We start from the raw sequence: 14,866 nt of genomic DNA on the forward strand, positions 1-14,866 counted from the left end.
CCCAAAAACTCCACGAACCAGCCAGCAGGCTGATGAGCGAGTTGCGGGCTTTTTTCTTTATTTTAAAATACCTCTCATTTTCTCGATTAATACTCTTGACAAAGTATTCCATTCGAGTTACATTACATATATCAAATAGATATATTAACTTGATACATTAAGGAGAACGAAAATGATCGAGCTAGTTACTTTAGGAATGCTGATGCAAGGAAAAATGAGCGGATATGATATTAAAAAAATAACAGAGCAATCAATCGGGATCTTTTACAAAATGAGCTATGGAAGCCTGTACCCCGGACTTAAGCGTCTAGTGGAAAGTGCATACGTGACGGAAGAAGAAACGAATGACAGCAAAAACAAAAAGATTTACAGCATTACAAGCGAAGGGCAGAAACATTTTATGCAGTGGTTAAGAGAACCCCTTCAATCGAACAAACGCGAGTATCTCATTAAAATCTTCTTTTACGATTACCTTGATGAGCCTACGAAAAAACAAAACTTAATGGCGTATCAACAAAACATCGCGCGCAACATCGCACAAATGGAGGCTGTTCAGTCCATCGTGTCCAAGGAGCTGGAGCAGCTCGAAGATAAAAACGCTTATTATTACCGCGTATCTGTCATGCATTACGGCTCGCATTTTTTCAAGATGGAAAATGAATTTTTTAAAAAAATAATAGAAAAAGAGGAATTCTAAATGATTACAACGGACAGCTTTACAGTTAAAAGACCTATTGTTGCGCTTATTCTAATCGAGCTTATGCTGATGATTTTTGTAGCCGGCGGCAGCGCCTATGTATCGATTGCTGAACTTACGCATCCACTCGCTCCATTTCTAGGCTTTATTCCGATAGCATTATTTCTAGTAATCTATATGACGGTAAAAAAACGTTGGAGCACCTTTTATTTCAGCGGTGTTTCCAAGCTTACAAAGCAGCAATGGCTTGAATATCTTCCTCTGCTGCTCGTTTTAATCGTCTTATTGATCGCTAACAAAGGCTTTCAACCCGCTTCCTTCTCGTTTTTCGCTTATATGCTGCTGTCACAGCTGTTCTTAGTAGGATTTGTAGAGGAAACATTGTTCCGGGGAATGATGCTGCGGATTCTAATGCCAAAAGGAAAAATGACAGCTGTCATCGTCTCCAGCGCGTTGTTTGGTGTCACACACGCTTTGCAGGCGCTTGGCGGCCAATCGATAGAGGATACTCTTTTGCAAATTGGATATGCGTTTATAGTGGGCTTTGTATTGGCGATGCTGGTCGTTCGGAACCGCGCCATCCTGCTCACAATCCTTTTCCACGGCTTGCACAATTTCCTTAACTTCACAGGCAATGATCCAAGCACACATCTATACGACTATCTCGTCATCGCTATTCTTGCCGTTCAATTATTTTGGCTGCTTTCTTCCTCCAAAAAAAATTCGATTAACACAAACACCATTTACACCTAGCATGAAGTGCTAGCATCAGCTCCAGCTTAAATAAAAAAAAGACTGGATTATCGGAAAACCGATGCTCCAGTCTTTTTAAATGTATACCTATTCCCACTCAATTGTTGCAGGCGGTTTCGAAGTTACGTCGTAGACGATACGGTTAACGTTGTCTACTTCATTAACGATACGAACGGAGATTTTCTCAAGCACATCCCAAGGGATACGTGCCCAGTCTGCTGTCATTCCGTCGATTGAAGTTACGGCGCGGATACCGACTGTGTACGAATACGTACGAGCATCACCCATAACGCCTACGCTCTTCATGTTCGGAAGCGCAGTGAAGTACTGCCAAATTTCACGGTCAAGACCGGCTTTTGCAATTTCATCACGAAGAATCGCATCCGACTCACGAACGATATGAAGCTTCTCCTCTGTTACTTCGCCTAGGACACGAATCGCAAGACCCGGACCTGGGAATGGCTGACGCCATACGATAGCTTCTGGAAGACCACATTCTTCACCGACTTTACGAACCTCATCCTTGAATAGCGCTTTAAGAGGCTCGATAAGCTTAAACTTAATGTCCTCCGGCAAACCGCCAACATTGTGGTGAGATTTAATCGTTTGAGCTGTAGCTGTACCGCTCTCCACGATGTCTGTGTAAAGCGTGCCTTGTGCCAAAAATTCAAAGTCATCCAGCTTGTCCGACTCTTCTTGGAACACATAAATAAATTCGTTGCCGATAATTTTACGTTTTTGCTCTGGATCTTCTACACCCTTCAGCTTGCCAAGGAAACGCTCTTGTGCGTCGATTTTGAGCACTTTCATATCAAATTTGCCTACGAATGTTTCCATAACGCCTTCAGCTTCACCTTTGCGGAGCATGCCGTGGTCGATAAACATACATGTAAGCTGATCGCCGATCGCTTTGTGAAGAAGAATAGCTACAACAGAAGAATCTACGCCGCCGGAAAGCGCGCATAGTACTTTTTTGTCGCCAACTTCATTACGAATATCACGAATAGCATCTTCAATGAACGATTCCATCGTCCATGTGCCATCACAATCACAAACATTGTAAAGGAAGTTGCGGATCATTTCATTACCGAATTCAGAGTGGCGAACCTCTGGGTGGAATTGAACGGCAAAGAATCCGCGGTCTGGATTGCTCATCGCTGCAACAGGAGCATGATCCGTGCTTGCATCAACTTTAAAGCCTTCAGGCAGCTCAACTACGTGGTCGCCGTGGCTCATCCAAACGGTTTGAACTTTATCTAAGCCAAAGCCAATTTGCGAACCTTCCACAAATTCCACTTCTGCTTTTCCGTATTCACGTTTGCCAGCGCGCTCAACCTTACCATTAAGCTGATGCGACATAAGCTGCATACCGTAGCAAATACCGAAAATTGGAATGTTCAAATCATAAATCGCAGGGTCAACCATTGGTGAATTTTCTTCATAAACGCTTGCCGGTCCTCCCGAGAATACGATACCTTTCGGCTGTAGTTCACGGATCCGTTCTACCGACGTGTTATACGGCAATAGCTCGCTATATACGCCCAAATCACGAATACGGCGTGCAATAAGTTGGTTATATTGTCCTCCAAAATCGAGTACAACGATGATTTCATTTTGCTTAGTCATTACCGAGCCTCCCTCAAATTATGTAGTAATTATATATAAGGCTGTTTAAGCGAGTCAAGGCAAAGCGGAGTGACAATTCATTGAAGTAAAAATGTAACCGCTTATCTGCTTGATTATAGGCTTATAAATAGAATGTTATTTAATGTGCCAAGTCATACGGAATAGTTGAAAAAAATAGGAGTAGCTGCAAGCTGATGCCTAAGATAAGGTCAGGTAATAAAGTAAAAACGCTTGGTAATTCTGCAACTATGCTTATTGCGAGTGTTTCAACAGCCGCTTGAGAAAATAACGGGAAAAGCTCCTGTTAAAATGTCTCATAATGAGCTTTTCAGCGAATTAACAGAAAAAACTCCCGTTAATTCTCGAGAAATAGCCATCATCAGCTAAATCATCAACAATTAACGGGAGAAATTCCTCCTATTGCAGAAAAAGCTCAAAAGTACACCATATTAACGGTAGTTTTTCCAGCTAAACTGCGTTTCATGTTTCGTTATATAAATCGACTTAAAGCTTTACCCTTTAGGTGCCAAAATGTATCATCGTCTCCTGCAACTATTTAGGAGCCTTGACTGGCAAATCGCTTCTCTTCTGCTTTTGCAGATTATCCGCGGAGTGCTTCTTCACTTTCTGAATCGGCTGCTTGTCCAGCACTCGCAGAACCGTCCGCAGTGCAGAAGGAGTAGGTGCACCCGGCCAAGGACCGGGCGCAGCAAAATGTGCTTCCTCAAGCCAGCTTGTTAGCTGGCGCAGCGCGTCCTGCTGCTCCGCACCGAGCGTCGGCTCAGCGGCGCTCGCATATTCACGCGCCGTTTGTCCCGGCGCCTGCACGCCGAAACGGCGCTGCAGCAGCGGCGCTAACGCGCTGCTCACAGCAATGAAGCTCGCGCGAATCCGCCCATCGGCGTCGCGCGGCGTTTTTCCACTGCGCGGCGCCATATCCTCCGCCGCGCCGCCAGTGTCAGAGCGCAAGCGCGCGATCGCCGCTGGCGCTGCATCCATGTCCGTCACAGGTTCATGTGACGGATAGGGCGCGGCTGCGCCGGCGAGCTTCGCGATGCCGGCGTGAGCCGCGCCATAACGGCGCAGCGCCAGCGAGAGGCGAAGCCGCTGGTGCTGCGCCGCAGCAATGGCCGCGGCCGCAAGCGCTAGCGCGGCCGCGCCTGCGGTAACTACAGCGGCGGGCGATGCCGCCGCTGCGCTCTTGGCGGCGCTTTGCGCCGCATGCACGAGGGCGTCTGCTCCTCGTGCAATGGCTGCTGCCGCCGCCTCGAATGAAGCAGCGACCCGCGATAAACTGGACTCGCTATGGCCACTTGCTCCGGTTGCTGCTGTTCCTGCTGCGCCCATCGCAGGAGCAGCAAGTTGTCCGTCCACAGAACCGACGGACGCGATAGTCGATACATCGCTAAATCCCGGCGTCGGATCAAAGGGTACCCAGCCTGCGCCTGGGAAATATACTTCAACCCAAGCATGCGCATCTGAGCTTCTAACCTCATAATCCACCAGCTTCAAACTATTTTCAGTGGTTTGCCCAGCACTGCTGCTTCCTGCGCTTAGCCCTTCACTATTCAAACTTTCTGTACTCGAATTAAGCGTTCCTTGCTTCCCGCTATCATTACTTCCGCCGCCCTTATTTAGCGCTCCTTGAGCTCCGCTTTCATGACTTCCACTACTCAGCTGTTCATTCTTCATACTTCCTGTACTCGTATCTATCGTCCCTTGCTTCCCGCTATCATTACTTCCACCGCTCGTACTCAGCGAGCCTATCTCCTCGCTCTCCCCCACTGGAGTGCCTGAAGTAAAGCCTTTCACCCACCTAGCGGGTATCCCTTGCGAACGAAGCAATACAACCATGGCTGTGGAGAAATGTACACAATAGCCCTGCCTCTGCTCGAAGAGGAAATGATCGACGAAGTCGCTTCCTTCCGGCGGAACTGCACTGTCCCCCAGTGAGTAGGTATAGCTCGCTTTCAAAAAGTCCTCGATCGCCTTCACCTGATCGTAGCGGCTTGTAACCCCGCCGCCCGCAACCTCAGCAGCTAATGCAGTTACGCGGCTTGGCAGACTACTCGGCAGCTGCAAATAAGGCTCAAGCTCCGCAGCACTTTCTACTGTTGCCGCCTGTGTTCCGTCACCTGTCGACAAATTATCGTCAGCGGTACTGCTCAAAGCGCGCAATTGTGCTTCATCTGTTATGGAGAGCACACTCTCTATTGTATATTTCTCAATCTTCGCCGTATCCGATTGTGCGTATAAAGAGTCTTTATCCGCATTGTATACATAACTTCCAAGCTTCCTGCGTGGATCAGCTGCAACAAGCTCTGTCACATTGCCAAAGTGGCCTGATGCAAAAAGCGGCATCCCCGCTGTCGGCTTAGACCAAACTACAGTTTGCCGAATGAGCGGACCCAGCTGCTTATTCCCAGCTTCTGCTGCCGCCTCAGTGGAGGCTGCTGCATCGGAGCCTCGTATAGGAAGCAAAACAGAGCTGCCCGCGGTATCAATCCAGCCCCGGCCGTCGTACACCTGCTTTGACTCCCCGCGCCAGTATGCTTTTTCAGTGGAGCTGCCTGTAAATAACACGCTGTTATCCTTTTGTACAGGTGCTCCCAGCACGCCGTCATCAAAGCCATAACCCGTAAATGCACTGCCTAATCGTTCAAATCCAGTTTGCCCCATTACATGGATAGAGCCTTGCTGATTACCCATAGACTGAATGGTTTGCTCTAAACGAGCATTAAGAGAGGCAGTCCAGCTAGCAGGCGGCATCGTTTCACCTTTCCCGCCTGCAAACAAAAGACCGCAGCCAAGTATCGTAAGTACAACAAAAACGGAGCTTGATAACCAGCGCATATCAAGACCTCTAAGCTTGCCGGCTCCTGTATTAATCATGCGCTTAACACGCGGTACAGAGACAATGGCACCTAGCAGGAGCCCTTCTGCCACGGTTCGTATTAAGCCTCCCATTACATCCATACCCAGCCAGACATGCAGCGTAATCAAATAAACTAGCGTGAAACATGCGATGCCAAGAGCGGTCTGCCGCATCCATAATAGAGCCTGCAATGCAGGTGCAAGCATCGCCCAGCCTATAAACAGCAGCAAAGTCCGAAGCTCTCCGGACATGGACCACAGCCCATTTTCTATAATCAGAACGAAATGGTCTCTCAACATGCCTGGAAACGCAAGCAGCCATTGCAAACTGCTTTGATCAGCGCTTTTATAAATCCACATGAGACTTAATATGCACAACAAAGCATTCATAATGAACGAAAGTGCCATCGGCAAACGAAAGAGCCCTGCCAGCAGCACCACACCGATAACCAAAATTAGCGGGGCAGGATTATAAATAGCCGACCACTCACCTGCATTCACCCAAGGCAGCAGCCATTCCGATAGCAGTCCGAACAGCAGCAATGTTGTGATCAATCGGTATTCAAACGATTCCTCAGCCGCTTCGCCTCTCAGTAAATTATTCTCAGCTTTCAGAGGCTTATCGCTCCTCCCTACTACATCGCTTTTAAGCAAGCTCATGAATGTCGCCTCCTTCCTCGGCGTAAGGGAGCGCGTTCATACTCGAAGGGACATGCAGCCACGTCACTTTGACGCCGCCGCTTTCCAACCATTTTTGTTGTTCGCGCATAGCGAAGGTCGGTACATTGCTGCGCGTAATAATAAATAGTTCCAGCCTGCAGCCTTGCTCGCCTGCGAATCCGGCAAGCTCTCCCCAGCTCCGGCCGCCTCTCCAATCCGCAGTAAATACAAGTATCGTACTGCCGCGTGCTTGCAGGTTTGATTCCTCGGCGAGTCTCCCAGCAAGAGAGCCCTTTCCATCTGCGCGAAGCAATGCCATTGCATGCAGCATCGCTGATAAATCAGACTGTGTTCCTCCATCAACAGATAATTGCATGACAGGAGAACCTTGTCCAAGCAGCAGTGTCACAGCGTGGCCGAGTGAAGCAGACTGTGCTAGTGCAAGCGAAGCCCAGCCTACACAAGCATCAAACAGCCGGTCGTCCTGCCCATAAGCCGAAGCAAGCGTATCGACAGCAATAACTGTTTTGGCTGGCCGCTCTAAAGGATGGATTTTGGTCTGTAAGCCACGCCCTTTAGCTGCACTTCGCCAATCCAGATGACGCAGTGAATCTCCTTCACGATATGGACGGCTGTCTGGTCCAAGTCCCGCCGCACTCACCGCCGCTTTGATTTCCTCCCGACCCGCATCTCCTAGGTGATCCGTACTTGGATCAGCTGTCAAAGATTGCACAGCATATAATGCTGTGCCTCTTGCACGTTCCGCTTTATGTACCTGATCGGCATGGGGCAGTCCTGGCAGCACTACAAATTCTCCTGCGGTATATAAACGTTTATGGACCGCTGACAAGCCGAGCCAGTCCCCCACTGTAATCGATATAGGCTCGAAGGGATAACGCCCGCGCCGTAAATGATGAAGAGTATATCGGTAAGTCATCTCTTGGCGGAACATTGGCATTAGCACCGTGCGCACGCTTATTTTCGTATTTTCTGATGAACTTTCATTACTCGTCTCATCAGAAATAGCTATCCATACAATAGGTATGAGCAAAGAACGCTTTATTCTCAGGCTAATTTCGAGCTGCCCGCCTTCTCTTGTCATTTCTTGCGACATCATCCTCATTGCAGTTAATCCCTTGGCAGCCATAATAGGCGCAAGACCGCTAATGATTATAATCATGCTGAATACGGATAGCATAAACCACTCTACTGCACCGCCCCGCATCATGACAGCTGCCAAACTGCTTGCCCAGCCCGCCGTAATGATACACCAAGCGATCCATCTCGTACGATAAGGATAAGCTAGTTGATCCCATTCCTTGTTTACAAGGACAGCTTCTTTTACTTGTACCGTCGCTGCTCTTTGCCCACTCCTATCAAGCGGAGCTGCGCTGTCACCCTCTTGAGTATAAGTCGTCGTATCAACAGCCTCATTCTCTTGCGTTCCGCCTTGCAATAATTCATCTTGAAAAGGTGCATTCATCGGCGCTTCCCGCTTCCTACTGCAGCAGGCATCGGACACTCACGTATCGTCCGTCTCATAACTGCAGCTGCATCAGCACCAGCCGCAGTCGCGTTAAAACGCAAAGACAAACGATGTGGAAGCACAGCATCAGCTGTCGCCAGCAAGTCATCTGGTATCGCAAATCCGCGTCCTTCCATATACGCATTCGCCTGTGATGCCCGCAGCCAGTCGCGCAGTGCGCGTGGGCTTAAGCCCAGCACAACCTCAGGCGCACGCCTTGTCGCATCGGCTACTTGCACCATATATTCAAGCAGTGCCGGGTGCATGTGAGTCTGCCTTGCCTCAGCCTGCATTTGCAGCCATTCCTCCGTAGCAATGACAGGACGAAGCCGTTCGGGTTCAATTCGATTGCCATTCGCGTATTGCTCGAGCATCCGCTTCTCTTCCGATGAGCCGGGATAACCAATCGTCAGCCTCATCATAAACCGATCCAATTGTGCTTCCGGCAGCGTGTTTGTTCCCTCGAAGCTAAGTGGGTTTTGTGTAGCTATGAGCATAAAAGGAACCGGTAGCTTGCGGGTTTTCCCCTCTACCGTCACTCGTCTTTCCTCCATAGCCTCCAAAAGCGCAGACTGCGTGCGCGGCGACGTTCTGTTAATCTCATCAGCAAGCACCACATTGCCCATAATCGGTCCAGGCCGATAGACCAGCTCACTCGTCCGTGCATCAAGCACGACTCCGCCAACAATATCAGCCGGAAGCATGTCGGATGTAAACTGTATTCGTTTAAAATCTCCACCTACCGCTCTAGCAAACGCCTGAGCGAGCAGTGTCTTGCCAACACCCGGCACATCCTCTAGCAAAACATGTCCGCCAGCCAGAAGTGCAGTTAGCGTATTTCGAATGACCTGCTGCTTGCCTAGCAATACACTCTCTACCTTTACTAGCAATCGATGCAGCAGCACCTGTGGTGCTTCTGGCCAATGACTATAACGTTCCTCTTTAGCATCCTCAGAAAATTGGGGAGAAATCATCGTATAAATCGCCTCCTGAAAAATAAATCTATCTATTTTTCAGTGTCCCCAGCTTTCTCTCACTTTAGACCTGCTAGAAACCTTTCTATTACTCCGTTATCCAAATTTCCCGATCGGTATCGTTGTACACATATCTTGTTATCGCAATTCCAAGTTTTTGCAGCGTCTCACGCACTGGAACCACGATCTGCTTCTTGTGCTCATCCATCACAGGTTTCTCCTTGCCGGATTTCGGCGGTACCTGGTTTGTACTTACGTACGATTCTATGGAATCAGTATTCAGCTCAAGTTCCGTGCTGTCTTCAATCCATTCCACAAGCTTTTGCAGCGACACTTCGATGGCACCGTTTTTTATTCCGTATTCGCTTGACGCAAGCACGAGACTTTTCTCGCCACGATGCAGAATTAAGTTTGGAACCTGCTTCTTCGTTTGGGCAGACAGGCTGCTTTGACCTAGCTTCTCCGAAAACAGAGTGAGCTTATCTACTTCCTGCTGCGTGACCTGCTTTCTGCTCCACTTGAGTTTGCTTGCCACCCTAAACTGAATAGGTTCAACCTGATCCGTCAGCTTAGCAAATGTGTACCCTTTATCTTTGTAATATTTAATGATGGCTGGCAATGCCTTAACAGACTCAGCATGCCCTGCACTGTCATGAAGCAAAACATTCAGCTTGTTTGCAATCTTTGAGCCTCTAATCGTCGTCATAATCTCAGAGGCTGGCACGCCTTGCCGCTTTGAATCTCCACTGTCTACATTCCAGTCATGCACCTGATAACCTGCCGCTTTCATCGCATCGAAGTATCCCTGATCAAAATTGCTATATGTGCCGCCCGGCGCGCGAACTAATGTAGTTCTAACCCCAGTTGTACGATAGATAGCTTCATCCGTTTTCATCACCTGATCAGCAAATTCAGCAAAACTTCCGTATAAACGATCATATTTATGGTCGAACGTATGATTGCCAATCCCATGTCCTTCCTTCACGATCCGTTTAACTAATTCCGGCTGCTTCAGCACATGTTCACCAAGCACAAAAAAAGTCGCCGTGATCCCTTCCCGCTTCAAAATATCCAGCACCTGCTCTGTATTCTTACTAGGTCCGTCATCGAATGTTAAATACAAAATCTTTTGATCTGATTCTAGTGAATTTGCTTTAACTCTATCATTTTGCGAAGAAGCAGCAGCAGCTGACGACTTGCCTTGCTCCAGCTTTTTCCCGGTATCGTAAGATGCCTGCACCGTTAGAAGCGGCATCGCCTCATAATTCGTAACCGCAGCAGCGGCACTTGCCTGTACGATCTTCTGATCACTTGCAGCATCGTCTTTATTCACCCCAAAACCATCAGGCTTAAACAAACCAAAACAAACAACTAGTATACAAATCGCTACCCGCCACATCCGCTGCATTCACGCTGCCACCCTTCTCTACCTATGAATAATTAACTGAGTCATTCTGATAGATTATATGAACAGTTGAACTGGTAAATGACTATGCTGGTCAATTTCAAATGTCAGCTTCGAATAAAACATGAAGACAGCAATGCGCAACTTATCGTGGTGCATTGTTACATTCGTATCAATGGATAGTGTCGGAGGCGGAGCGGGGCTTGAAGTGAAATGGGATAACGCGGGCAAGCGGGCTCAATATGACGGTTGGAATACATCGATTGCAGTGCGACTAGGCAGCAAAACAGGCATACTCGATGGAAAGATGGTTAAGCTCGAAAGCGCACCATTTATAAGTGATGCACAAAACATAAAAAGCTGAGCAGCGATTACTCGCATGCTCAGCTTTTTTGTCATTTTAAATAAAGTACGACCTGCTTAAAATGCAGCAACAATCGCGCCTTTGTAGGTCTCATCAATAAATTTCTTTACTTCAGGTGAACGAAGCGCTGCAGCGAGTTTCTGTATCGCTTCGGAATCCTTATTGTCTGGACGCGCAACAAGAATATTCACATAAGGTGAGTCATTTCCTTCAATGAAAAGTGCATCTTCTGTAGGAACTAGATCGGCCTCCAGCGCGTAATTCGTGTTGATCATAGCAAGGTCAACCTCACCTAAGACACGCGGCAATGTCGCTGCTTCTACTTCCCTAATATCAAGCTTCTTCGGGTTAGCGACAATGTCTGATACAGTTCCGCTAACGCCTACGCCATCCTTCAGAGTAATCAGTCCATTTGAAGCCATAAGGGCAAGTGCACGTCCGCCATTCGATGGATCATTCGGAATTACAACTTTTGCGCCATCCTTCAGCTCATCGATTTTTTTAATCTTTTTCGAATAAGCGCCAAACGGCTCAATATGAACAGCAGCTACATTTACAAGATCATAACCTTTGTCTTTGTTGAACTGATCCAAATAAGGTGTATGCTGAAAAAAGTTAGCATCAATATTTTTTTCATAAAGCTGTGTATTCGGTTGGATGTAGTCATTGAACTCGATAATTTCGAGATCCACGCCCTGCTCCTTGAGCATTGGCTTTACAAATTCAAGCAGCTTCGCATGTGGAACAGGAGAAGCGCCAACCTTCAACTTAACCGCTCCAGGCGTTTCTGTTCCTTGATTAGCATTTGATCCTGCTGAGTTGTCATCGGTATTTTTGTTTTGTCCGCACGCTGCTAATGCAAACATCAGCATTAAAGTTACGATCATATAGCTTGTCTTTTTCATGTTCATTCCTCCATAGTTGTCCATTCATTCTGAGCTGCAACATGCTTCTACTTATTTATTTTCTGCTGTAACGACGTACTAATGAATCCCCGATCGTTTGCAGCACTTGTACGAGCACGATAAGAAGCGCGACGGTTACCAGCATCACGTCGGTTTGGAAACGTTGATATCCGTAGCGAAGTGCCAAGTCACCAAGTCCGCCGCCACCGATTACACCCGACATCGCTGTATAAGAGACGAGTGTTACTGCCGTTATTGTAACCGCAGCTAGCAAACTTGGACTAGATTCACGGAGCAGCACGCGGCGTACGATATCCCATTTTGATGCCCCCATTGCCTGAGCCGCTTCAATAACGCCGCGATCTACCTCACGCAGCGACGTTTCCACCAGCCTTGCAAAAAAAGGCGTTGCTGCTACGACAAGCGGCGGAATAGAGCCCTCTACGCCTAGCGTCGTACCCGTAATGATTTTTGTAAGCGGCATGATCAATATCATCAATATAACGAACGGAACCGAGCGCAATACGTTGACGATAAATGAAAGGATGCCATACACAATAGGCTGCTGCAGAAGCTGCCGTTTTGAAGTTAGAAACAGGACGACGCCCATGATTAATCCGAAAATAATTGTAAACACGAGCGAGGCTGTCAACATATAGAGCGTATCCTTCGTAGCATCCCAAATTTCAGGAATACGTACGTTTTCGAAGCTCATCATATCGCATCCACCTCCAGCCCATCTCTACGTAAAACATCAATCACTTGATCAATCTCCGCGGCGCTGCCGATCAATTCCACAATAAGCTGACCATAAGGCGTGTGCTTCATACGCGAAACGGTTCCTTGCAAAATCGCAAATTGAACAGACGTTGGCTTCACCGCATTATACAAAATAGGCTCGTAAGTTAGCTCACCAATATAAGTCATGCGAAGCAGGCGCCCTGAGCGGCCTCGCAGCAATTGTCCATTCACGGCGCTATCCGATGCTTGGTCAACAAAGTCGCGGGTAACCGGATGCTCCGGCTTTAGAAATACATGCAGCACATCGCCTATTTCAACGATTTCGCCATCATCAATAACAGCGACACGATCACATATCGAACGTATAACGTTCATTTCATGTGTTATAAGTAAAATTGTAATTCCTAGCTTCTCATTAATGTCGAGCAGCAATGATAATATCGAGTTCGTTGTCTGCGGATCTAATGCCGATGTCGCTTCATCGCAGAGCAATACATCCGGATTGTTTGCGAGCGCTCTCGCGATACCAACACGCTGCTTCTGGCCTCCCGAAAGCTGAGAAGGATATTTATCTGCATGACCTTCAAGCGAAACGAGCTTCAGCAGCTCATCCACACGTTTATTTACCTCTGCCTTTGAAAGCTTGGCGAGAACAAGCGGGAATGCAATATTATCTCGTACCGTAGACATCGATAGCAGGTTGAAATGTTGAAAAATCATTCCGATACGCCTGCGATGCGCTTGCAGCTGTCTCTCTGGCAAGCCGGTAAGCTCTACATTCCCAACATTTACCGTTCCCGATGTTGGTTTTTCCAGCAAATTGACGCAGCGCAGCAGCGTGCTCTTCCCTGCGCCTGAATGACCGATAATTCCAAATATTTCACCTTTACTTACCGTCAAGCTAACGCCACGAACCGCTTCTACTGAAACCGACCCTACTCGATACGATTTTCTGATGTTGTTTAGCCTGATCAAATCTATAACCCCCTATCTAACAAGCAAGTCCATATTTTATAAATGTGACAGCATACTGTCAATGTCAAAATTATCTATTTAACTGCGCTTCATAATTTAACAGCTATATATTCATTTGAGAAAGCTTACTCTATTGTTTCCCTGCTCCATCTTTTTACTCTTGCACTTGCAGTATAACCGCGGGAGCTGTCTCAAAAATAGTAAAAAACAAGCTCGCTGAATCAGGAGCTTACTTAGAACAAAATCGTTATTTTTTTATTCTGATATATGGATATGGATGCCTGCGCCAAAATAAACTTAAGGGTTCAACACTTCATCTCAGCGACAGCGCATAACATCCCAAAACCATTTGGTTAACGAACTGTAACATGCCTATTATGCAGAAAACAGCTTCTTTGAAGCATTAACGAATCTTATTAACGTTATCGCGTACTGTATAGGGTTCCATGAGCTATTTTGCACGAAATAGCGATTCTGGAGTTCACTATAAATCAAATCCATTACGAGTAGATCAAATAAGAATTGCTGGGTTCATTAGCTTGCTGCCAGATAAGTTGAGCGCATTACTGTCTGCGATTAGCTCGGAGACTCACTCTCCCTAAGAACATCAGCAAAACAAAAATAGGGTTGTCGCAAAAGCAGATTAACTCTGTTTTTGCGACAACCCTAGCTAAAGCCATTATTTCAAAGTTACAAGCTGGTCTCTTTCCACCTCAAACTTTCCGATTAAATTTTGTGGATTTTCTTTAAATTTCATTACAGCCATCGTTTTTTCTGTCTTTTGCAGCGATGACCAGGATGAGTCCTCCAGTACAACAAATGCATCAACATAAGCTCGGCCGCTCCCAATAATTAAGTTCCCTTCATAATTGACAGAAATGGGATTCCCATTTCCAGTAATCTTGTCTGACTCTTTTTTGGCAAACAATAAGCCTTCCCCATTTGGAACAGTCGACAAAGATTTAACCTTTTTTGTTATACCGTCAGCTCCCACTTCGGTAAGAAGTTCTCTTTTCAATAAGCCTTGAATCGTTGATTGCGACAAATACATTATTTTTTGTCCATCAGCAATTTCGATTTTTATTTCGTACACTTCTTTTGTTTCTAATTGCTCGGCATGTTTGGTTAATACATCATCGATCTGCTGTTTCTCTCCGTATACAATGACACCCTTAGCCTGCGGAAATATTTTTTCGATGATGCTGTCCTTGCCAACATATCCTGCGATTAGGATGACAGCGACAAGCGACAGCATTGCAATTAACAACTTTTTCATTTTTATTCCCCCATATATTTTGTGTGTATTCGATATTCTGCGATCAGCTGAGTTCAAGCTATTGGAACAATTTGTTGACGCCTCCTTTACA

General features: G+C 46.9%; 12 protein-coding genes. 3 read left to right on the forward strand and 9 right to left on the reverse strand.

The features are described 5' to 3' along the window. Window positions 1–172: 172 nt before the first annotated feature. Both ACIFSR_RS26110 and ACIFSR_RS26115 read left to right on the forward strand, forming a co-directional pair. Window positions 173–697: a PadR family transcriptional regulator gene (locus tag ACIFSR_RS26110; protein WP_430061085.1), complete on the forward strand. Its 525-nt coding sequence runs from the start codon at window positions 173–175 to the stop codon at window positions 695–697. Continuing rightward, window positions 698–1,450, forward strand: a complete 753-nt coding sequence (locus tag ACIFSR_RS26115; protein ID WP_430061087.1) for a CPBP family intramembrane glutamic endopeptidase — start codon at window positions 698–700, stop codon at window positions 1,448–1,450. Window positions 1,451–1,537: 87 nt separating this feature from the next. On the opposite strand, the gene guaA is transcribed toward ACIFSR_RS26115, so the two are convergent. The 5 genes from guaA to ACIFSR_RS26140 all read right to left on the reverse strand — a co-directional run bounded on the left by guaA (window position 1,538) and on the right by ACIFSR_RS26140 (window position 10,517). Further along, window positions 1,538–3,076 (reverse strand): glutamine-hydrolyzing GMP synthase, encoded by a 1,539-nt coding sequence (gene guaA, locus ACIFSR_RS26120; RefSeq protein WP_430061089.1) that lies wholly within the window; start codon window positions 3,074–3,076, stop codon window positions 1,538–1,540. A 552-nt stretch (window positions 3,077–3,628) separates the two neighbouring features. Beyond that, window positions 3,629–6,610, reverse strand: coding sequence for a transglutaminase domain-containing protein (locus ACIFSR_RS26125; RefSeq protein WP_430061091.1), 2,982 nt, complete (start codon window positions 6,608–6,610; stop codon window positions 3,629–3,631). Then, a complete protein-coding gene (locus ACIFSR_RS26130; protein ID WP_430061093.1) occupies window positions 6,597–8,093 on the reverse strand; it encodes a DUF58 domain-containing protein in 1,497 nt (498 codons plus the stop codon). Before ACIFSR_RS26130 ends, ACIFSR_RS26125 begins: the two co-directional genes overlap by 14 nt. Then, entirely contained in the window at window positions 8,090–9,109 is a 1,020-nt protein-coding gene (locus ACIFSR_RS26135) for an AAA family ATPase (RefSeq protein ID WP_339206902.1), read from the reverse strand. The genes ACIFSR_RS26130 and ACIFSR_RS26135 overlap by 4 nt, the downstream gene beginning before the upstream one ends. 88 nt (window positions 9,110–9,197) lie before the next feature. Further along, on the reverse strand, window positions 9,198–10,517 hold the full coding sequence (locus ACIFSR_RS26140; RefSeq protein WP_430061095.1) for a polysaccharide deacetylase family protein: 1,320 nt from the start codon (window positions 10,515–10,517) through the stop codon (window positions 9,198–9,200). A 133-nt stretch (window positions 10,518–10,650) separates the two neighbouring features. On the opposite strand from ACIFSR_RS26140, the gene ACIFSR_RS26145 reads away from it, so the two are divergent. Then, window positions 10,651–10,878 carry a stalk domain-containing protein gene (locus tag ACIFSR_RS26145; protein ID WP_430061097.1) on the forward strand — a complete coding sequence of 76 codons (228 nt, stop codon included), beginning with the start codon at window positions 10,651–10,653 and terminating at the stop codon, window positions 10,876–10,878. 56 nt (window positions 10,879–10,934) lie between these two features. Here ACIFSR_RS26145 and ACIFSR_RS26150 read toward each other — a convergent pair whose 3' ends face one another. The 4 genes from ACIFSR_RS26150 to ACIFSR_RS26165 all read right to left on the reverse strand — a co-directional run bounded on the left by ACIFSR_RS26150 (window position 10,935) and on the right by ACIFSR_RS26165 (window position 14,775). After that, window positions 10,935–11,783 carry a MetQ/NlpA family ABC transporter substrate-binding protein gene (locus ACIFSR_RS26150; RefSeq protein WP_339206896.1) on the reverse strand — a complete coding sequence of 283 codons (849 nt, stop codon included), beginning with the start codon at window positions 11,781–11,783 and terminating at the stop codon, window positions 10,935–10,937. A 55-nt stretch (window positions 11,784–11,838) separates the two neighbouring features. Beyond that, the gene (locus ACIFSR_RS26155; protein WP_076271133.1) at window positions 11,839–12,501 is read right to left on the reverse strand and encodes a methionine ABC transporter permease; all 663 of its coding nucleotides are present in this window, start codon (window positions 12,499–12,501) and stop codon (window positions 11,839–11,841) included. Further along, window positions 12,498–13,499, reverse strand: coding sequence for a methionine ABC transporter ATP-binding protein (locus tag ACIFSR_RS26160; RefSeq protein WP_339206894.1), 1,002 nt, complete (start codon window positions 13,497–13,499; stop codon window positions 12,498–12,500). Before ACIFSR_RS26160 ends, ACIFSR_RS26155 begins: the two co-directional genes overlap by 4 nt. A gap of 679 nt (window positions 13,500–14,178) precedes the next feature. Further along, on the reverse strand, window positions 14,179–14,775 hold the full coding sequence (locus ACIFSR_RS26165; RefSeq protein WP_430061100.1) for a lipoprotein BA_5634 family protein: 597 nt from the start codon (window positions 14,773–14,775) through the stop codon (window positions 14,179–14,181). Window positions 14,776–14,866: the final 91 nt, after the last annotated feature.

It is taken from the genome of Paenibacillus sp. NRS-1760 (genome assembly GCF_050467785.1).
Taxonomy (GTDB): Bacteria; Bacillota; Bacilli; order Paenibacillales; family Paenibacillaceae; genus Pristimantibacillus.

What these genes read in the sequence shown, in the direction of transcription:
- ACIFSR_RS26110 (WP_430061085.1), top strand. Translation starts at nt 173, where the DNA reads ATGATCGAGCTAGTTACTTTAGGAATGCTGATGCAAGGAAAAATGAGC.
- ACIFSR_RS26115 (WP_430061087.1), top strand. Translation starts at nt 698, where the DNA reads ATGATTACAACGGACAGCTTTACAGTTAAAAGACCTATTGTTGCGCTT.
- guaA (WP_430061089.1), bottom strand. Translation starts at nt 3,076, where the DNA reads ATGACTAAGCAAAATGAAATCATCGTTGTACTCGATTTTGGAGGACAA.
- ACIFSR_RS26125 (WP_430061091.1), bottom strand. Translation starts at nt 6,610, where the DNA reads ATGAGCTTGCTTAAAAGCGATGTAGTAGGGAGGAGCGATAAGCCTCTG.
- ACIFSR_RS26130 (WP_430061093.1), bottom strand. Translation starts at nt 8,093, where the DNA reads ATGAATGCACCTTTTCAAGATGAATTATTGCAAGGCGGAACGCAAGAG.
- ACIFSR_RS26135 (WP_339206902.1), bottom strand. Translation starts at nt 9,109, where the DNA reads ATGATTTCTCCCCAATTTTCTGAGGATGCTAAAGAGGAACGTTATAGT.
- ACIFSR_RS26140 (WP_430061095.1), bottom strand. Translation starts at nt 10,517, where the DNA reads ATGCAGCGGATGTGGCGGGTAGCGATTTGTATACTAGTTGTTTGTTTT.
- ACIFSR_RS26145 (WP_430061097.1), top strand. Translation starts at nt 10,651, where the DNA reads ATGCGCAACTTATCGTGGTGCATTGTTACATTCGTATCAATGGATAGT.
- ACIFSR_RS26150 (WP_339206896.1), bottom strand. Translation starts at nt 11,783, where the DNA reads ATGAAAAAGACAAGCTATATGATCGTAACTTTAATGCTGATGTTTGCA.
- ACIFSR_RS26155 (WP_076271133.1), bottom strand. Translation starts at nt 12,501, where the DNA reads ATGATGAGCTTCGAAAACGTACGTATTCCTGAAATTTGGGATGCTACG.
- ACIFSR_RS26165 (WP_430061100.1), bottom strand. Translation starts at nt 14,775, where the DNA reads ATGAAAAAGTTGTTAATTGCAATGCTGTCGCTTGTCGCTGTCATCCTA.